This is a genomic window from Verrucosispora sp. WMMD703, assembly GCF_049178935.1.
In the GTDB taxonomy this organism is placed as follows: Bacteria; Actinomycetota; Actinomycetes; order Mycobacteriales; family Micromonosporaceae; genus Micromonospora; species Micromonospora sediminimaris.
The window spans coordinates 984,069-1,002,409 of sequence record NZ_JBMHMM010000004.1 but is presented as its reverse complement, the minus strand read 5'-3'; the positions used below and the strand labels follow the sequence as shown (position 1 = coordinate 1,002,409).

Below are 18,341 nucleotides of genomic sequence, written 5' to 3'. Positions count from 1 at the left end.
GCTGAGTCGGCTCGCGACCCGACCGGGTCGTTCGACCCGGGCCCGACCGGTGATTGTCAGGTGACGTCGTCGTAGCTGACCGCGCGGGGGGCCGGGGCGGGGCTGGCGGTGCTCACCGGCGCCGGGCCGGGCCGGCGCGGGTCGGCCGAGTTCGCGACATCCTTGAGCTCGTCATGCACGCCGGTGACGTCCGCTCGCAGGCCGTCGTAGACGCCCTGAAGCGGTTTCCGGATCGCCTGCTCGTCCTCCTCGCTGAGCAGATGCTTACGGATGAACGCCTTGGGGTGCAGGTCCTCCAACTGGATGTCGGTGCCCAGCTCCTTGCTCAGGTCGGTGGTGGCGCTGCGGGCCATGTTGCGGAGGTTGCGCACCATCCGCAGTCCGTCACTGATCACCACCGGCAGCCGGTCGCCGAAGATCAACAGCGCCAGCAGCAGCAGCGCTCCGACCTCCCACACGTTCAGGTTCTCGAACATCCTCGGTCCCCCTTCCCCCGGCTACCGCAGCCAGAGTACGCACGTCGGTGCCGCTGCCAGAAGGGGGTGAGAGGTCACTTCGCGTCCGCGGCGAGGGTGACCGAGGCGTTCTGCCGGGTCGAGCCCCGGCGGTACTCGACCGTCACCACCGATCCGGGCGCGTACTTACGGACCAGGGCGATGAGATCGGTCGGCTCGGTCATCGGGCGACCGTTGAGCTTCAGGATCACGTCACCGGCGCGCAGTCCGGCACCAGCGGCCGGTCCGGACGGCTCGACCGTCGCGAGGCGTACGCCGGTGCCATTGGCGCCCGAGCCCGGCCCGCCGACCTGGGCGCCGATCACCGTACGCCGGGCCTTTCCGGTGCCGATGATGTCCTGGGTGATCCGTTTCGCCTGATTGATCGGGATGGCGAAGGCAAGGCCGATGTTGCCGGCCTCCTGCCCCTCGGCGACCAGGGACTTGATCGTGGAGTTGACGCCGATGACCCGCCCCGCCGCGTCGACAAGCGGGCCGCCCGAGTTTCCGTGGTTGACCGCGGCGTCGGTCTGGATCGCGGCGTAGTAGCGCGTCGGGCCGCCCGGCTCACCGGCGTGCATCGTCCGGTCCAGGGCGCTGACGATGCCTGCGGTGACCGTGTTGGCAAGCGACAGCGGCGAACCCATCGCCAGCACCGGGTCACCGACGGCCAGGGCGTCGGAGTCGCCGAACTCGACCGGACGCAGCCCGGTGCGGGAGACCTTGATCACGGCGATGTCGGACTCCGCGTCCTGGCCCACCACCGTCGCGGAGGCCGAGCTGCCGTCGTTGAAGATGACCGACGCCTTGCCGGTGCCGCCGGCCACCACGTGATCGTTCGTGATCACATGCCCGTCGGCGCTGGCGATGAAGCCCGAGCCCTCGCTGGTCCCACCCAGACCGGCGACCCGGACGGTGACCACGCTGGGCAGTACCCGCTCAGCGACGCCGGCCAGCGACTCCGGCGGACGTTGGGCGAGCGTGGGCGCCGCACCGGGGACCGCCCCCAGGACCGCCCCACCGGCGCCGTTACGGATCGCGAACGCGTAGCCGAGCGCACCACCGAGCGCGCCGGCCAACAGGGCGGTCACCAGCGGAATGAGCAGGAGCTGCTGAAGTCTCGGCCGGCCAACCGCGTCCGGGTCCACGACCGGCTCCGGCTCGCTGCCGGCCTCCGGGGCAGCGGGCAGCACCACCGCCGCCGGAGCGTGCGGATCCCGCCACGGATCGGTGAGCGCGTCGGACCACCACGGCGACGCGGTGTTGCCGCCGTCCTGCGGTGTCGCCGGCCCACCGGCCGGCGGATGTCCGGCCGCCGGCTGCCCGGCCGGTGCTCCGCCCACGCCGGGCTGGCGCCAGTCCCAGCCGTCGGTCACTCGGTGCCTCCCACTCCCGTCCCCGGCATCCACGCGTCCGCGATCCGGCGCGGGCCACGGGATACCGCTTCCAGGATTGCACGGATGCGCCGCGTGGGGTCAGCGGTTGTCACCGCGGGTGGATGCCCCGCTGCGCTCAGGACGGGCCGCCTTTAGAGTCACAGTGCCCATCCGCCCTGCGCATCATGCTCGTCGCCCGGAGGTGCCCCATCGCCACGGTCGCCGGTTCCGGCAGTTCGACGAACCCGGCCCTGCAGTTCGCCGAGTCGTACGTCACCGAGGACCTCGTCCTACGGACCGCACGCAGCCTCGCCCGCGAGGTCGGCCTGAACGCGGTCACCGCGGGCGCGGGTGCCGCGTTGCGCCTGCTCGCCGCCGCCGGCAACGCCCGCGCGGTGGTCGAGATCGGCACCGGCACCGGCGTCAGCGGCGTCTGGCTGCTGCGCGGCATGCGGGCCGACGGGGTGCTCACCACCATCGACGTCGAGGTGGAGCATCAGCGGATCGCCCGACGCATCTTCGCCGAAGCCGGCTTCGTCGCCGGCCGGACCCGGATCATCACCGGCCGGGCGCTGGACGTCCTGCCTCGGCTCGCCGACGGCGCGTACGACCTGGTCTTCGTCGACGCCGAGGTGACCGCCTTCCCCGCCTGCGTGGACGCCGCGCTCCGGCTGCTGCGGCCGGGTGGAGTTCTGGTGCTCAACGGTGCGCTGGCCGACGGTCGGATCGGCGATCCCGCCGCCCGCGACCAGGAGACGGTCACCGTTCGCGAGACGGTGAAGGCCATCCGCGAGTCGGAGCACTGGATTCCGGCGCTGCTGCCGGTCGGCCATGGGCTGTTGGCTGCGGTGCGCTGCTGAACCGACGCGGCCGGCCGCCTGGCGGGCCGGCAGCCGCACCGAGCGACCGACAGCGAGGCGGCCGACCCCGCCATGCCCACAGTCAGTCCAGCGCCGCCAACCAGCGCAGCAGCCCGCGTACGCCCCAGCCGGTCGCGCCCCTGGTCAACTCCGCGTCGGCGCGTTCGCACCAGGAGGGTGCGGACATGTCGATGTGCAGCCAACGGTCGCGCAGGTCGCCGGTGAACTCCCGCAGGTAGAGGGCGGCCAGCACGGAACTGGCGCCCTGGGTCGGCGCGCTGTGCAGGTCGGCCAGGTCGCTGCCGAGGTGCTCGACGTAGTCGTTTGGCAGCGGCATCCGCCAGGCTGACTCGCCGGCCGAGCTGATCGCCGCCAGCAGTTCCTCGGCGAGCTGATCGTTGTCGCTGTAGAGGGCGCCGGTACGGGTGCCCAACGCCACGGAGTTGGCACCGGTCAGGGTGGCCAGATCGACAAGCAGGTCGGGCTGGAGTTCCTGCACGGCGTACGCCAGCGCGTCGGCGAGGACCAGCCGGCCCTCGGCGTCGGAGTTCGTCGTCTCGCTGGTCAACCCGCCGTAGTGCCGGATGACGTCGCCGGGCCGGAACGCGGCCCCGCTGACCATGTTCTCGGCCAATGGAGCGAGTGTGGTCACCCGGACCGGCAGGCCCAGCGCAGCGACGCCGAGGGTGGCCGCAACGACGGCGGCGGCACCGGCCATGTCCTTGCGCATCAGCTTCATCGCCGGCACGGGCTTGATCGAGATACCGCCGGTGTCGAAGGTGATGCCCTTGCCCACCAGGACCACGTGGGTGCGGGCTTCGGAGGGGTGCCAGTCCAGCTCGACCAGGCGTGGGCCGCTGGCCGATCCGCCGCCGACGGCGAGGATGCCGCCGAAGCCCTCCGCGGCCAGCTGCTCCGGCTCGCGGACCCGCAGCGTGAGCCCGGGCAGGTCGGTCACGGCCTCGGCGACCTGTTCGGCGAACCACTGCGGGTTCTTCACCGAGGAGGGCATGTTGGTGAGGTCCCGGGCCAGTCGGGTCATTCGGGCGGTGGTCCGCGCCACGGTGACGGCCTGCTCGTACGCCTCGGGGTCGGGGACCGCCAGGTCGACGTCGGTCAGCGAGGGGGCGTCGGGGTCCGCACCAAGCCGGAACCGGTACGACCCCAGCAGCAGCCCCTCGACCAGCCCGCGCACCGCCTCGGGTGCCACCCCGGCCGGGAGGGCGAGTGTGACATGAGTCTCATCTTTGGCCGTGCGTGCCAGCGCCGCACCGCCGGCCCGCCAGGCCGCCTCGTCCGCCGCACCGATCCCGAGCAGCAGCAGTCGGCGGGGAGCACCTCCGGGTCGCAGCTGCGTGTGCACCTCACCAGCGCGGCCGTGGAAGCGCGCCACCGGGATCAGCGCGGCCACCTCGTCGGCGACGCCGTCGGGTGGGGCCACTCCGGTCGGCATCGGCTCGGCCTGTGCGTCGTCGGTGGCTCCGGGTCGTACGGGCAGGACCAGGGTGTCGAGCCGGTCCGGCTCGGCGGTCAGACGGATGGCGAGCACGCGGAGCCGTACCTCCTGGAGACGGACGCGCGGTGGACTTGGCCCGCGCGAGGGTGTGACGGCTCTGAGCCACCGGTGGGACCGGTGGCTCAGAGCCAGGAACCAGACGAACTGTCCGCGGCGGCGAGCGTCGCCGACGCACCGGCCTCAATCAGCCGGCGGCCGCCTTCAGCGCGTCACCGAGAGCAGTCGCCTCGTCGGGAGTCATCTCGACGACGAGCCGGCCACCGCCCTCCAGCGGGACCCGCATGACGATGCCCCGGCCCTCCTTGGTGACTTCCAGCGGACCGTCGCCCGTCCGCGGCTTCATCGCCGCCATGTTGTCTCCCCTCAGACCTACACCAGGGTCGGTGGGTTGCCCCACAGCCACTTCGCCATGACCACCCGCAACTTGCACGTGGGTGTCGACCGACGATTTTCCCTGATGAACACCGCCGGACCCAAACCGAAGCAGCATTGATGTAACAGCATCTAGCTTATCCCTAGATGGCCTGTCACAATGTGCGGTCATGCAGGCACGGTCGGCACTCTTCGACCTGTACGGCGACCACCTCCGGCCACGGGGTGGTCGCGCACCCGTTGCCGCGCTGGTCAAGCTACTGGCGCCGCTCGGGATCGCGCCCCCCGCCGTACGGACGGCGGTCTCCCGAATGGTGCGCCAGGGCTGGCTCGAACCGATCAGACTGGCGTCCGGTCCCGGATATTCGATCACACCGAAGGCGGCCCGCCGACTGGACGAGGCCGCCTCCCGGATCTACCGCACCGGTCGGGTCAGCTGGGACGGGCGTTTCGACCTACTGGTGCTGGACGCGCCGAGCGCACGCCGGGACCGCCAGCGACTCGCCGCCAACCTCCGGTACCTCGGCTACGGCACCCTGGACGAACAGACCTGGGTGGCCACCCGTCCGGCAGAAGACGTCGACCTGTTGCTCAGCGAGGCGGGCGTACGCTTCGAGCGGTTCAGCGCCGCGCACGCCGCCGGCACGCCGGGCGCGATGGGCCTGGTCCGCCGGGCCTGGGACCTGGCCGAGATCGGCCGGGCGTACGAGGAGTTCGTCGCCGAGCAGCGGACGTTGCTGACCGGCGTCACGGCCCGCAGTGGCGACGAGGAGGCGTACGCGGCCCGGTTCCGGCTGGTGCACGCATGGCGTACGTTCCTGTTCCGGGATCCGCAGCTGCCCCCGGCGCTGCTGCCCGAACGCTGGCCCGGTATCGCCGCAGCCAGCTTCTTCGACCGCCACGCGGCCCGGCTCCGGCCGGCCGCCGACCGGTACGTCGAGCTCTGTCTCGACGGTGGACACCGGATCGCCCGACAGAAGGGTCGCCAGACGTGACCGAGCCGCTGCTCGTCGACCGCACCGACGCCGTCGTCACCCTCACCCTGAACCGCCCGACGGCGATGAACTCGCTCGACGTGGCGCTCAAGGAGGCGCTGCGGGACACCCTGGCCGAACTGGAGTCCGACCGTGGCTGCCGGGCGGTGGTGCTGGCCGGGGCGGGTGGGTCGTTCTGCGCCGGCCAGGATCTGCGCGAGCACGTCGAGACCCTCCAGGCGGGTGACGGCAACCCGCTGGACACCGTCCAGGCGCACTACAACCCGATCGCCGCCCGGCTGGCGAGCCTGCCGAAGCCGGTGGTGGCCGCCGTCCGGGGCATGGCCGCCGGGGCGGGTGCCTCGCTGGCCTTCCTGGCCGACATCCGCATCGGGGGCCCGTCCACCAGCTTCCTGATGGCGTTCGCCAAGGTCGGGCTGGCCGCCGACACCGGCGCCTCGTGGACGCTGCCCCGGCTCGTCGGCCACGCCAAGGCCGTCGAGCTGCTGATGCTGGCCGAGCCGGTACGCGCCGAGGAGGCCTGCCGGTTGGGGCTGCTCAACCGGATGACGGACGACGACGAGCAGGTGCTGCCCACCGCGCAGGAACTGGCCGCTCGGCTCGCCGCCGGACCGACGGTGGCCTACGGGGCGATCAAGCGTCAGCTCTCCGTCGCCGACGCTGGCACCCTGGCCGACGCGCTGGCCGCCGAGGCGCAGGCGCAGGCCATCTGCGGCGCGACCACGGACCACCGGACCGCCACCATGGCCTTCGTCGGCAAGCAGAAGCCGGTCTTCGAGGGCCGTTGACCCGCCGCCGGTCGGTCAGTCGTCCTCTTCCGGATCCTGGTTCGCCTCCGCGCCGAGCACGAAGGCCTGCATGGCCAGTTCGTCGCCGGAGGGTGAGACGAAGGCAGGCAGCTCCCGGGGGCCGAGCTCCTGCACGTACGCCCAGAACAGCCGGACCGCCTCGGCCGGCGAGTCGGCCTCGATCGGCAGATCCAGGCTGACCAGCCAGGTGCGGCGCTGCGGCGCCGGGCCGAGCCGGTCGACCAGTTCGCGGAACGTCGCCGCGTCGAGGGCCGTGACCGGCCCGCCGAGGGCCAGCGCGTCGGCCGCCACCGGCTCGTCGAAGGCCCGCCGGGTGTACGCGACCACAAGCGTGTCGGGTGCCCGGTCGGACTGCGGGTCGTCCGGGTCCTCCGGACGTCGGGCGGCCGGGCCGGCGACCCGGCCCACCGCCACCAGCCGCGGTGGCTCGTCGGCCAGCACCGCGACCTGGTCACCGGGGCGGGGCAGGCTGGTGCCGTCCAGCCCGGTCAACTCAAGCGTGTCGTGGTGGACGAGCCGTTCGGCGTCGTACCGTCCGGCGGGCAGGAGCACGGCCCAGGTGCCTGTGCCGTCCGCCTGGCTCGCCCCGTTCACCCGGTGTGCGGTGTCGGTCGTCATGTCCTCATCCCATCACGCCCGTCGCGGATGTCACGACGTGGCAGCCCGTCAGATGGTCGTCGACCATCCCGGTGGCCTGCATCAGCGCGTACGCCGTCGTCGGGCCGACGAACCGGAAGCCGCGCTTCTTGAGCGCCTTGGCCATGGCCGTGGAGGCGTCGGTCAGCGCGGGCACGGCGGCCGCGGAGCCCGGTCGGGCCCGACCGGGTGGCGGGGCGAAGGACCAGAGCAGCGCGGACAGCCCGTCCGGAAGGTCCTGTGCGGCGCGCGCGTTCGCGATCGCAGCTTCGATCTTGGCCCGGTTACGGACGATGCCGGCGTCGGCGAGCAGTCTGGCCACGTCGGCCTCGCCGTAACCGGCCACCGTGTCGATCCGGAACCCGGCGAAGGCCGCCCGGAAGGCCGGCCGCTTGCGCAGGATGGTCAGCCAGGACAGACCCGACTGGAACGCCTCAAGCGTCATCCGCTCGTAGAGGGCGTCGTCACCGTGCAGCGGGCGGCCCCACTCGGTGTCGTGGTAGACCGCGTAGTCGGGAGTGCTGGCACCCCACCCGCACCGGGCCAGTCCGTCGGCACCGATCACCAGTTCAGTCACGGCATCAAGGCTAGGCCCGGTGTCCGACAGCCGGCCGCGCACCGGTCAGGGCAGGCGGCCCTGCTCGACCTGACGGGCGAAGCGTCGCAGCGCCTGGGTGAGGCTGAACTTGGAGCCGGGCCAGAGCACCGGCCAGGCCACCCGCCCGGCCGGCCCGCCCGGCAGGTGGAACCATTCGTGCCAGACCACCTGACTGCGCCCGCTCTCCAGCGGGGTGCACCGCAGCACCCCGGGGCCGCGCAGCAGCGTGCCGCAGTGCACCACGCCGATCTCGTACGGCGCGTCCACCCGGACCACCCGCATCTTGTCCCGCAGCACCGCCGGGCCGAGCGAGGTGACCGCCTCGACCAGGCTCCCCTCACCACCGTCGCCCTCCACCACCTGGACGGTGGTGAACGGGATCCACTCGGACTGCCGTTCCCAGGCCAGCAGGGCGGCGAAGACCTTCTCGGCCGGCGCGTTGACGATCACCGTGGCGGTGACCTCACCGGCACCAGGTTGGGCCGCCTCGCGAAGATCGTCAGCGCCGTCCGATCTGCTCACGCCGACTCCGACCGGACCACCGAACTGTGCGGCCCGGATCCCGGCGCCCCACTGGCGGCCGGCTCGTCACCGGAGTCGGCGGAGGCGGGTGCCGCAGCGTCGTCGGCCGGCACCGGCTGCTCATCGGCTGCCCGGACATCGCCGTCGACCGGCGCCGTCGGGTCGGTCGGCGCTCCCGCCGCCGCCTGCGGTGCCGCCGTTGACTCCGTGGTGGTCTTCGGACCCGGGCCCGACCGGTCGCCGGTCTCGACCACCGCCGGCGTCACCGAAAGCTCGATCGTCGATCCTTCGACCGTCTGAGGGTCCTGCGCCTCGATCGGCTTGGCCGCCGACTGCTCGCGGGCCTGGCGGAGTGCGTCGGCGTCGTCGATCCGTCCGTCCCGCAACGCCGTCACCTCCGCCTCCAGCACTCCGATCAGCTCGGCCTTGTAGCCGATGTCGTACGCCGCCCGGCGCATCGCCTGATCAACCTGGGTCATCCGGTACCCACGCAGCGCGGTGTCGAAGCGCACCTCGCCGACATCCGACTCGCGTAGCGGACGGTCGCCGGGCAGCGGCACGGCCCGCCCGTCCGCCTCGACCGGGGCCAGGCCGGGATCCCGACCGGTGACCAGCACCGTCACGCCGAACACGACCGCCGCGACGGTGACCGCCACGACCAGCAGGAGCAGAAGCTGACCCATGCACTGATCGTGGCACGCCGAAAGGATCGGGGCGACCCCACCCGGCGCGGCGTACCGCGAACCGGCAACCGGATAGCGTCAGTGCAGCGGCGGCGTGATCGTCGGTGGCGGGTGGCGATGTGGGAGGTGGCGTGGCCGGGGTGCTGCGGCTCGGGGCTCGGCGGTTCGGCCCCGAAGACCTGGTGGTGATGGCGATCGTCAACCGCACCCCGGACTCGTTCTTCGACCGGGGCTCGACCTTCCAGGCCGACAGCGCGCTGCGGGCGGTGGAAAAGGCGGTGGACGAGGGCGCAGACATCGTCGACATTGGCGGGGTGAAGGCCGGGCCGGGTACCGAGGTGGATGTCGCCGAGGAGATCCGTCGGACGGTGGGCACCATCGCCGCCGTACGGGCCGCCTTCCCGGAGGTCGTCATCTCGATCGACACCTGGCGGGCCGAGGTCGCGGTGGAGGCCGTGGCGGCCGGCGCGGACCTGCTCAACGACACCTGGTCGGGGGCGGATCCGGCGCTGGCCCGGGTGGCTGCGCGGACCGGGGTCGGGCTGGTCTGCTCACATGCGGGCGGACTCAGCCCACGCACCCGGCCGCACCGCGCGGCCTTCGACGACGTGGTGGCGGATGTGGTCGCCACGGTGACCGGCCTCGCCGAGCGTGCGGTCTCCCTGGGCGTACGCCCCGACGGGATCCTCATCGACCCGGCGCACGACTTCGGCAAGAACACCCGCCACTCCCTGGAGATCACCCGGCGGTTGGGTGAGCTGACCGCGACCGGTTGGCCGGTGCTCGTGGCCCTGTCGAACAAGGACTTCATCGGCGAGACGCTGGACCTGCCGGTAACGGAGCGGCTGGAGGGAACGCTCGCCGCGACGGCGGTCTCCGCATGGTTGGGCGCCCGGGTCTTCCGCGCCCATCAGGTCCGGCCGACCCGCCGGGTGCTGGACATGGTCGCGGCCGTTCGAGGCGATCGGCCACCCACGCTCAGCCGCCGCGGCCTCGCCTGAGCGGCCCACCCAGGGGTCAGGTCCAGCGGAGGATGTTGCGCCGCCAGGCGTAGAGCAGGCCGAGCGCGAGGACGCCCACGAAAATCGCCATCTCCACCACCGTGACCATGCCGAACCCGGGCCGGTCGAAGACCACCGCCCAGGGGAAGAGGAACACCGCCTCGACAGCGAACAGCACGTAGAGGTACGCGTAGACGTAGTAGCGGATCTGCATCTGCGCCCAGTCGCCGCCCACCGGGTCGAGCCCGCACTCGTAGCTGGCCCGCTTGCCGGGCGGATCTGCCGGGCGGGCGGGGCGCAGCACCCGGTTGGCGGTGAACGCGACGACGAGGAAGAGCACGCCAGCGAGCAGCAACAGCCCGAGCGTCGCGTACGAGCCCAGGTAACCGGTCACGGTCGGTCAGCCTACCGCCCGTCGGGAGACCACGGCCGCGTCGCGAACTTCTTTTCATCTGGGACTAGTGTCCCAGGGCAACTTCCGACCACCATGGGACCACCACCAGCACCGGAGGATCAATGGGACGGCTGCCCGGACGACGCGTGTGGCGTCGTAGGCTCGCGTCCGCCTGTGCCCTCGGCCTGCTGCTGGGCGTCGGAGCCGGCGCGGCGCCGGGTGCGCTGGCGGCCATGGCGTTGCCGAGTCGGGCAACCGAGCCGGGGCCGTACAGTCCACCGGCCGAGCCGACCGGCGAGCCCGAGCCGACGTCGCCGCCACCGACGGTCGAGCCGCCGGTCGAGACGAGTACGCCCGCCGCGCCGTCGACGACACCCACACCCGGTGCCACCACCGGCGGACCGGCCCCGAGCAGCGGTCCGCCGGCCGCGACCGTGGCACCGCCCCAGCCCACCTACTCCCCGCCGTCCCGGCCGCCCGCGCCCACCGTCGCACCGCCCGTGTCGGCCGGCGTGAAGGTCACCACCGGCGACGTCACCCTGCCGGCCGGCTACTGGAATGCGGCCAGCACGGTGGCCACCCTGAACGTGACAGTCACCAACACCGGCAGCGCGAACGCCGGCGTCCGCCTCGCCTACACCCTGCCGGCCGGACTCACCGACGCCGGCACGGACGGCTGCGCCGCCGACGGGAACCGGGAGTACCGCTGCGGGCAGTGGACCACCGCACCCGGCGCGCAGTTCAGCACCCGCCTGCGGATCCGGGTCGACGGCGACGCCTGGCGCAACATGCCGCTGGCCGGCTCGGTACGGGTGACGGCCACCGGCGCGGCCGGCACCGCGAGTGACGACGAGGGCTTCGCCGTGCTGTTTCCGCCCGGCCCACCGGCGCCTGGGATCACCATGTCGGCCGGCGAGGTCACCTTCGACGTCGACGGTGCCAGCGAAGGATTCCTCGTCCGGCTCGGCAACACCGGTCGGGCCGACGCCAGCGGCTGGGTCGACGTGCTGCTGCCCGCCGGGGTCACGGTGACGACGCCACCTGCCGGCTGCGTCGCCGCGGCGGCAACGCGTACCCGTTGCGAGCTCGGCACCGTCCGGTCGGGGCGTACGGAGGAGGTCAGGTTGCCGGTGACGGCGACGCCGCAGGCGCTGCGCAGCGCACCGCTGTCCGGAGCGGTGATCGGCCGGCTCGACCCGCGCAACGGTGCCGACCGGCGGATGCAGCTCAGCTTCCGGATCACCGCGGCGTCACCTGAGCAGCTCGCGGTGGTGCCGCCGCCAGCGACGTCGCCGAGCCTGCCCCCGGCCGGGGTGGCACCGGGTGGCACCGGGGGGTCATTGTCGAGACAACGCACGGCGATGCTGCTGGTCACGGTGTCGGCGCTGCTGGCGGTCCTCGCCGTCGGGCTGGCCACGGCGAGGTTGCGGCGCCGGGCCAGCGCGTCGCGGACTGGCGGCGCGGAGACCACCGCTGCGACGCTCGGGATCGAGGCGAACCAGCCCCTGGGGGGCGCGCCGGAATCGGACAGCGGAATTTGGTTCCGGGCCCGACGGCCGGCCCGGACGCAGGACCGACCCGGCTGGGACGTGCGGTGATATGGATTACGGCGGCCACGGCGAAACACCGCAAGTTATCACATAAACCCTCAGTTTTCGATCCCAGTCGGCGGACCTCCGGGCAGGGCGCGCCCTCGATCCGACGTAGGCTCTCGGTGAGGGAAGGACAGGCGGGCCGGACGGTGACGGACGGCCGGTACAGCGGCGCGTCAAGGAGGTCTCGTGGCCGGGCAAGGCGAGGTCACCATCCAGTTCAGCCGGCCGCGCCACGGCGCGCTACGAAGCGAGGTGCGGCCGTGAGCAAGCAGATCCGCCAGCTCGAACGGGTGGTCATCCGGTTCGCCGGCGACTCCGGCGACGGCATGCAGCTGACCGGCGACCGGTTCACCTCGGAAACGGCGCAGCTGGGCAACGACATCTCCACGCTGCCCAACTTCCCCGCCGAGATCCGGGCTCCCGCCGGGACCCTGCCGGGGGTGTCGAGCTTCCAGGTGCACTTCGCCGACTACGACATCCTCACCCCGGGTGACGCGCCGAACGTCCTGGTCGCGATGAACCCGGCGGCGCTCAAGGCGAATCTCGCCGACCTGCCCCGGGGCGCCGACATCATCGTCAACACCGACGAGTTCACCCGGCGCAACCTGGCCAAGGTCGGCTACGCGAGCAGCCCGCTCGACGACGACACTCTCGCCGGGTACGCGGTGCATCCGGTCGCGCTGACCTCGATGACGATCGGCGCGCTGACCGAGCTGGACGTGTCCAAGAAGGACGCCGAGCGGGCCAAGAACATGTTCGCCCTCGGCCTGCTCAGCTGGATGTACTCCCGGCCGTACGAGTCGACCCTGCGGTTCCTGGAGCGCAAGTTCGCCAAGCGGCCCGAGCTGGTCGCGGCGAACGTGGCCGCCTTCAAGGCCGGCTGGAACTTCGGCGAGACCACGGAGGACTTCGCCGTCCGTTACGAGGTCAAGCCGGCCAAGATGCCGCCGGGGACCTACCGCAACATCACCGGCAACGCCGCGCTGTCGCTCGGCATCGTCGCCGCGGGTGTCCGCTCCGGCCTGCCGGTCTTCCTCGGCGCGTACCCGATCACGCCGGCCTCGGACATCCTGCACGAGCTGAGCAAGCACAAGCGGTTCGGCGTCACCACCATGCAGGCCGAGGACGAGATCGCCGCGATCGGCGCGGCGCTCGGTGCCTCGTACGGCGGCGCGCTCGGCGTGACCACCACCAGTGGCCCCGGCGTGGCGCTCAAGGGCGAGACCATCTCCCTCGCGGTGGCGTTGGAGCTGCCGCTGGTGATCGTGGATGTGCAGCGGGCCGGCCCGTCGACGGGCATGCCGACCAAGACCGAGCAGGCCGACCTGAACATGGCGCTGTTCGGCCGGCACGGCGAGGCACCGGTGGCGGTGATCGCGCCGAAGTCCCCGTCCGACTGCTTCCACGCCGCGCTGGAGGCGGCGCGGATCGCGCTGACCTACCGCACCCCGGTCATCCTGCTGTCGGACAACTACGTCGCCAACGGTTCCGAGCCGTGGCTGCTGCCCGAGGTCGACTCCCTGCCGGACCTGCGGGTCGAGTTCGCCACCGCGCCCAACAGCGAGGACGGCACGACCTTCCTGCCGTACCTTCGCGACCCGCAGACGCTGGCCCGGCCGTGGGCCGTACCGGGCACCCCCGGTCTCGAACACCGCATCGGCGGGCTGGAGAAGGCCGACAAGACCGGCGACATCTCGTACGACCCGGCGAACCACGACTACATGGTGCGGACCCGGGCGGCCCGGATCGAGACCATCCCGGTGCCGGACGTCGAGGTCGAGGACCCGGACGGCGACGCCCGGGTGCTGGTGCTCGGCTGGGGCTCGACGTACGGCCCGATCGGCGCCGCCTGCCGCGCCCTGCGCCAGCGCGGTTTGCCGGTCGCGCAGGCGCACCTGCGGCACCTGGCCCCGATGCCGGCCAACCTGGGTGCGGTGCTGCGCTCCTACGACCGGGTGGTCATCCCCGAGATGAACCTCGGCCAGCTCGCGCACGTGATCCGGGGTCGCTACCTGGTCGACGCCATCGGCTACAACCAGGTCCGCGGCCTGCCGTTCACCGCCGCCGAGCTGGAGACGATGCTGGAAGAGGTCCTGAAGAATGTCTGAGCCCGTCGCTCTCAAGCTCACCGCCAAGGACTTCAAGTCCGACCAGGAGGTGCGCTGGTGCCCCGGCTGCGGCGACTACGCGATCCTCGCCGCCGTCCAGCAGTTCATGCCGGAGTTGAACATCCCCCGGGAGAACACCGTCTTCGTCTCCGGGATCGGCTGCTCGTCGCGCTTCCCGTACTACATGAACACCTACGGGATGCACTCGATCCACGGGCGGGCGCCGGCGATCGCCACCGGCCTGTCGGTCTCCCGGCCGGACCTGTCGGTATGGGTGGTGACCGGTGACGGCGACGCCCTCTCCATCGGCGGCAACCACCTGATCCACGCGCTGCGCCGCAACGTCAACCTCAAGATCCTGCTGTTCAACAACCGGATCTACGGGCTGACCAAGGGCCAGTACTCACCCACCTCTGAGGTCGGCAAGATCACGAAGTCGACGCCGGTTGGTTCGGCCGATGCGCCGTTCAACCCGCTGTCGTTGGCGCTCGGCGCGGAGGCGACCTTCGTCGGCCGGACCATCGACTCCGACCGTAAGCACCTGCAGTCGGTGCTACGCGCCGCCGCCGAGCACTCCGGCTCCGCCTTCGTGGAGATCTACCAGAACTGCAACATCTTCAACGACGGGGCCTTCGAGCAGCTCAAGGAGCCGGGCACCCGCGACGACTACCTGATCCGACTGGAGCACGGCCAGCCGATCACGTTCGGCAAGGACGGGCAGTTCTGCGTCGTACACCCGCCCGGCGGGTTCGGCCTGGAGGTACGCGAGACCGCGTCGACCCCGGCGGAGGAGATCGTCGTACACGACGCCACGGTCGACGACCCGGCGTACGCGTTCGCGCTGTCCCGGCTGCCCGGCTTCGACCTGCGGAACACCCCGATCGGCGTGTTCCGCTCGGTGCGCCGGCCGTCGTACGACAGCGTGGTGCAGGGGCAGTTGGCCGACGCCCGGGCGACCGTCACCGAGAGCCCGGAGCAGCAGTTGGCCGGGCTGTTGGGCAGCGGCGACACCTGGACCATCGTCGGCTGACCCGTGCCGTGACCAGCGCGACCGGGCCGTTCCCTCGGGACGGCCCGGTCGACGTTTTCGGGCCCGGTGGTGGCTGACCGTCGCTCAGGGCAGGGTGTTCGCGGTGGGGCGGTCGTCGCGTACGTGCACGAGCATGTCCCCGGTCTCGATGACCGCGCCTGCCCGGTCCGCCAGAGTGACCACCTTGCCCCGCCGGACCAGCGCGATGACCAGGGTGTCGAGTTCCCGGGGCGACCTGCCGACCTCGCTGCGTTCCGCGGAGCGCATGGCCAGCGCCATGCCCTGACCCGGGGTGAGCAGATCCTCAACCACGTCGATCAGCGGTGGCGCCGACGTCGACAGACCCAGCAGCCGGCCGGCGGTCGCCGAGGAGACGATCACGTGGTGCGCCCCGCTCTGCTTGAGCAGTGGGGCGTTCTCCGCCTCCCGGGCCGCGGCGATGATCCGGACCTGGCCGGCGGTGAGCTGACGTACGGTCAGCGCCACCAGCACCGACGCGTCGTCGCTGTCGGTTGCGATGATCACTGCCTTGGCGGTCCGTACGTGGGCCTGGTTGAGCACGGACGATCGGGTCGCCGAACCTTCGATGGCGACCAGCCCGTTCGAGGTAGCCTGCCGCAAGGCCGGACCGGCACGTTCCACCACCACGATCCGGGACTTGTCCAGCCCGTTCTCCAGCAGTGCCGAGATCGCGCTACGGCCCTTGGTGCCGTAGCCGCAGATGATGACGTGGTCCTTCACTTTTCTCTCCCACCGGTGCAGGCGACGGCCGGTCCGGTACTGCTCGGTCAGGACCTCGAGGGTGGTACCGACCAGGATGATCAGGAACAGCACCCGGGCCGGGGTGACGAACACGATGTTGACCAGCCGGGCCTGCTGGGTCATCGGCACGATGTCGCCGTATCCGGTGGTCGACAGCGAGACCACCGCATAGTAGAAGCAGTCCAGCAGCGTCAGGCCGTCCCCGTTGTTGTCGCGGTACTGCTCCCGTTCGAGGTAGACCACAGCCACCACGGCGAGGACCAGCCCGATGGCGGCGGCCAGCCGGATGCTCAGCGCGCTGAGCGGGCCTCGCCGCTGCGCGGGGAAGTGGATCACCTGGGGTCCTGCCCCGCGTCGGTCGCCTGCACGTCCACAACATAGCGGCTGACCCGGGAACCGCACGGCGGGGTGGCGTCAATGGACCGGTACGGCGAACGCGGCGGCGGACGGGCATGATGGGACGGTCAGCGCAGGAGCGGCGAGAGTGAGGCCCGTATGTCGTTGCTGAGACGGGTGATCGGCGCGGTACTGCGCCGCGAGCGCCAGCACCAGGGCCGCACGCTGCGGGAGGTCGCCCAAGCCGCCGGGGTCTCCGTGCCGTACCTGTCCGAGGTAGAGCGCGGGCGCAAGGAGGCGTCCTCCGAGGTTCTCGCGGCGATCTGCCGGGCGCTCGGCCTGCACCTCTCGGATCTGCTGGAGGAGGTTCGCGACGAGCTTCGGCGGGTCGAACGCCGACTGCCGGCCACCGGCCCGGCCGGCCATGTCCGGGCCGGTAACGTCCCGGCCACCCGGCGCGGCGACCCGGCGACCGCGCCCGCTGGCCGCGGTACGGACGGATCCGCCCAGCCGGTCGCCCGACTCAACGCCGTCGGCTTCGGCGCGGACCTCACCGCAGGGCTGGGCGGCAACGGTCCCTATCCGGGCTGGACCGGCCCGGTCGGGCGGATCGGTGCCGCCGGCCCGACCGGCGGCGAACTCAAGGGCGGTGGGCTGACCGGCGGCGGGTCGGCCGGCGGAATCAGGGTCATCGCCTTCGCCGACCCGGTCGGTCCGATCCACCTCGTCGCCCGGGGTCCGCTGCTCCGTCGCAGGTCGACCACCCGGTCGTCCCTCGGCCCGCTGCACCGGCCCAGAGCACGTACGCGAGCCGCCCGGCGGACGACCGCCGCTCGGACCACCGTCGGCAGTCACCGAGGGTGAGGCCACCAGACATTGTCGTCTCCTCCGAGGAATGACCTGAACTGGCGGCTGGTCGCCGTCGTTCTGCCGTGGGCGGATCTGCCCCGAGCAGAACGGCTGGTTGAAGTCCGGCGGCATCCCGCAGGCTGAAGGGGCCGGTCCCCGAGCGCTCGACGTCGCCGCCGGCGGGTGGAGGTTGACCATGATCACAATGCTCGACGACGGCCAGCGGACCTTCGGCGACCAGGTGTTCGAACGGCTGCTACGAGAGCGGATCGTCTTCCTCGGCAGCGAGGTGAACGACGAGATCGCCAACCGGATCTGCGCCCAGATCCTGCTGCTCGCCGCCGAGGACCCGGAGCGGGACATCACCCTCTACATCAACTCGCCCGGCGGCTCGGTGAGCGCCGGAATGGCGGTCTACGACACCATGCGCTTCGTCCGCAACGATGTGGCGACCCTGGCCATGGGGCTCGCCGGCTCGATGGGCCAGTTCCTCCTCTGCGCCGGCACGGCCGGCAAGCGGTACGCGCTGCCGCACACCCGGATCCTGATGCACCAGCCCTCCGGCGGCATGGGTGGTACCGCCTCCGACATCACCATCCAGGCGGAGAACATGCTGCACGTCAAGCGGACGATGCAGGAGTTGATCGCCCAGCACAGCGGCCGCACCCTGGCCGAGATCCAGCAGGACTGGGACCGGGACCGTTGGTTCACCGCCGAGGAGGCCCGGAACTACGGCCTGATCGACCAGGTGGTGAACACCGCCACCCAACTGTCCACGAGCTGATGCCGCTCGTAGATCGCCCGGGCGACACCTTCAGCTACCCGGACGCCTAGCGCCGAGCCGGACCGACGATCGAGTAGGCGATCAACCCGCCGAGGGCGAGTACCGCGGCAATCAGCATGGCGGCATCGCTCTCGGCTGGCTGTCCCGGCCACGTCGCCGTTGCGCCCCAGACACCCTGCTGGGGGTACATGACCGCGACAGTGGTCCAGCCCAACGGCAAGAACCACGATCTGGCGGCACCGACCACGGTCGCGCACAGGGCGGTCAGCCCCAGCAGGCCCGCGGCGTCACGGGCCACCAGCGCGGCCGGCCCGAACCGGGCCCCGGTGTACCACGTGACGAGCAGGACCACGAGGACGACCACCAGGCCGGCGAGCAGGTGCACCGCGCGCCGCCAGGGCCAACGCATCGACGCGGTGCGGTCCAGGTTCTCGTCGGGACCGGCGAGGGTGGACGACAGCACCGCGACCATCAGCAGGACGGTCATCACCACCACCATCGCAGTCACGTCCCGCTCCTTGGCGAAGGCCAGGCACAGGCCCCACACCACTGCCGCGCCGCCGACGGCCGCAATCAGGGCCAGTGGTACGCGCCGCGAGCGCAGGTAGAGCAGCATCCAGG

General features: G+C 71.9%; 20 protein-coding genes. 9 read left to right on the top strand and 11 right to left on the bottom strand.

Annotated elements, in window-relative coordinates:
• Positions 1–56: 56 nt before the first annotated feature.
• Entirely contained in the window at positions 57–476 is a 420-nt protein-coding gene (locus ACN26Z_RS05220; protein ID WP_282240132.1) for a preprotein translocase subunit TatB, read from the bottom strand.
• Between the two features lie 74 nt (positions 477–550).
• Positions 551–1,870 (bottom strand): S1C family serine protease, encoded by a 1,320-nt coding sequence (locus ACN26Z_RS05215; RefSeq protein ID WP_282240133.1) that lies wholly within the window; start codon positions 1,868–1,870, stop codon positions 551–553.
• A gap of 185 nt (positions 1,871–2,055) precedes the next feature.
• Between ACN26Z_RS05215 and ACN26Z_RS05210 the strand changes: the two genes are divergently transcribed.
• On the top strand, positions 2,056–2,730 hold the full coding sequence (locus tag ACN26Z_RS05210) for an O-methyltransferase (RefSeq protein ID WP_232511370.1): 675 nt from the start codon (positions 2,056–2,058) through the stop codon (positions 2,728–2,730).
• 82 nt (positions 2,731–2,812) lie between these two features.
• On the opposite strand, the gene ACN26Z_RS05205 is transcribed toward ACN26Z_RS05210, so the two are convergent.
• Both ACN26Z_RS05205 and ACN26Z_RS05200 read right to left on the bottom strand, forming a co-directional pair.
• Positions 2,813–4,279: a leucyl aminopeptidase family protein gene (locus tag ACN26Z_RS05205; protein WP_282240134.1), complete on the bottom strand. Its 1,467-nt coding sequence runs from the start codon at positions 4,277–4,279 to the stop codon at positions 2,813–2,815.
• A 151-nt stretch (positions 4,280–4,430) separates the two neighbouring features.
• Complete coding sequence (locus tag ACN26Z_RS05200; RefSeq protein WP_013283866.1) at positions 4,431–4,598, bottom strand: DUF3117 domain-containing protein; 168 nt, start codon at positions 4,596–4,598, stop codon at positions 4,431–4,433.
• Between the two features lie 190 nt (positions 4,599–4,788).
• On the opposite strand from ACN26Z_RS05200, the gene ACN26Z_RS05195 reads away from it, so the two are divergent.
• On the top strand, positions 4,789–5,613 hold the full coding sequence (locus ACN26Z_RS05195; RefSeq protein WP_093408370.1) for a PaaX family transcriptional regulator C-terminal domain-containing protein: 825 nt from the start codon (positions 4,789–4,791) through the stop codon (positions 5,611–5,613).
• The gene (locus ACN26Z_RS05190) at positions 5,610–6,401 is read left to right on the top strand and encodes an enoyl-CoA hydratase-related protein (RefSeq protein WP_093408372.1); all 792 of its coding nucleotides are present in this window, start codon (positions 5,610–5,612) and stop codon (positions 6,399–6,401) included. Before ACN26Z_RS05195 ends, ACN26Z_RS05190 begins: the two co-directional genes overlap by 4 nt.
• A 15-nt stretch (positions 6,402–6,416) precedes the next feature.
• On the opposite strand, the gene ACN26Z_RS05185 is transcribed toward ACN26Z_RS05190, so the two are convergent.
• From ACN26Z_RS05185 to ACN26Z_RS05170, 4 genes are read right to left on the bottom strand one after another with little or no spacing between them, the layout of a single operon-like run.
• A complete protein-coding gene (locus ACN26Z_RS05185; RefSeq protein WP_282240135.1) occupies positions 6,417–7,040 on the bottom strand; it encodes a hypothetical protein in 624 nt (207 codons plus the stop codon).
• Between the two features lie 4 nt (positions 7,041–7,044).
• Positions 7,045–7,635 carry a DNA-3-methyladenine glycosylase I gene (locus ACN26Z_RS05180; RefSeq protein WP_093408377.1) on the bottom strand — a complete coding sequence of 197 codons (591 nt, stop codon included), beginning with the start codon at positions 7,633–7,635 and terminating at the stop codon, positions 7,045–7,047.
• Positions 7,636–7,680: 45 nt separating this feature from the next.
• Complete coding sequence (locus ACN26Z_RS05175; RefSeq protein ID WP_282240137.1) at positions 7,681–8,178, bottom strand: SRPBCC family protein; 498 nt, start codon at positions 8,176–8,178, stop codon at positions 7,681–7,683.
• Positions 8,175–8,861 (bottom strand): DivIVA domain-containing protein, encoded by a 687-nt coding sequence (locus ACN26Z_RS05170; RefSeq protein ID WP_421460097.1) that lies wholly within the window; start codon positions 8,859–8,861, stop codon positions 8,175–8,177. Before ACN26Z_RS05170 ends, ACN26Z_RS05175 begins: the two co-directional genes overlap by 4 nt.
• A 131-nt stretch (positions 8,862–8,992) precedes the next feature.
• On the opposite strand from ACN26Z_RS05170, the gene folP reads away from it, so the two are divergent.
• On the top strand, positions 8,993–9,862 hold the full coding sequence (gene folP, locus ACN26Z_RS05165; RefSeq protein WP_421460096.1) for a dihydropteroate synthase: 870 nt from the start codon (positions 8,993–8,995) through the stop codon (positions 9,860–9,862).
• 16 nt (positions 9,863–9,878) lie between these two features.
• On the opposite strand, the gene ACN26Z_RS05160 is transcribed toward folP, so the two are convergent.
• The gene (locus tag ACN26Z_RS05160) at positions 9,879–10,256 is read right to left on the bottom strand and encodes an NADH-quinone oxidoreductase subunit A (RefSeq protein ID WP_093408387.1); all 378 of its coding nucleotides are present in this window, start codon (positions 10,254–10,256) and stop codon (positions 9,879–9,881) included.
• A gap of 122 nt (positions 10,257–10,378) precedes the next feature.
• Here ACN26Z_RS05160 and ACN26Z_RS05155 point away from each other — a divergent pair, with 122 nt between their 5' ends.
• From ACN26Z_RS05155 to ACN26Z_RS05145, 3 genes are all read left to right on the top strand, one after another.
• Positions 10,379–11,854 carry a hypothetical protein gene (locus ACN26Z_RS05155; protein ID WP_421460094.1) on the top strand — a complete coding sequence of 492 codons (1,476 nt, stop codon included), beginning with the start codon at positions 10,379–10,381 and terminating at the stop codon, positions 11,852–11,854.
• A gap of 257 nt (positions 11,855–12,111) precedes the next feature.
• Positions 12,112–13,959, top strand: coding sequence for a 2-oxoacid:acceptor oxidoreductase subunit alpha (locus ACN26Z_RS05150; RefSeq protein WP_093408391.1), 1,848 nt, complete (start codon positions 12,112–12,114; stop codon positions 13,957–13,959).
• Positions 13,952–14,989 carry a 2-oxoacid:ferredoxin oxidoreductase subunit beta gene (locus ACN26Z_RS05145; protein WP_093408394.1) on the top strand — a complete coding sequence of 346 codons (1,038 nt, stop codon included), beginning with the start codon at positions 13,952–13,954 and terminating at the stop codon, positions 14,987–14,989. Before ACN26Z_RS05150 ends, ACN26Z_RS05145 begins: the two co-directional genes overlap by 8 nt.
• A gap of 84 nt (positions 14,990–15,073) precedes the next feature.
• Here the strand turns inward: ACN26Z_RS05145 and ACN26Z_RS05140 are convergent, their stop codons facing one another.
• Positions 15,074–16,087: a potassium channel family protein gene (locus ACN26Z_RS05140; RefSeq protein WP_210937760.1), complete on the bottom strand. Its 1,014-nt coding sequence runs from the start codon at positions 16,085–16,087 to the stop codon at positions 15,074–15,076.
• Positions 16,088–16,246: 159 nt separating this feature from the next.
• Here ACN26Z_RS05140 and ACN26Z_RS05135 point away from each other — a divergent pair, with 159 nt between their 5' ends.
• Positions 16,247–16,951 (top strand): helix-turn-helix domain-containing protein, encoded by a 705-nt coding sequence (locus ACN26Z_RS05135; RefSeq protein ID WP_282240142.1) that lies wholly within the window; start codon positions 16,247–16,249, stop codon positions 16,949–16,951.
• A 181-nt stretch (positions 16,952–17,132) separates the two neighbouring features.
• The gene (locus tag ACN26Z_RS05130) at positions 17,133–17,720 is read left to right on the top strand and encodes a ClpP family protease (protein WP_282240143.1); all 588 of its coding nucleotides are present in this window, start codon (positions 17,133–17,135) and stop codon (positions 17,718–17,720) included.
• A 46-nt stretch (positions 17,721–17,766) separates the two neighbouring features.
• Here ACN26Z_RS05130 and ACN26Z_RS05125 read toward each other — a convergent pair whose 3' ends face one another.
• Positions 17,767–18,336, bottom strand: coding sequence for a hypothetical protein (locus ACN26Z_RS05125; protein WP_282240144.1), 570 nt, complete (start codon positions 18,334–18,336; stop codon positions 17,767–17,769).
• Positions 18,337–18,341: the final 5 nt, after the last annotated feature.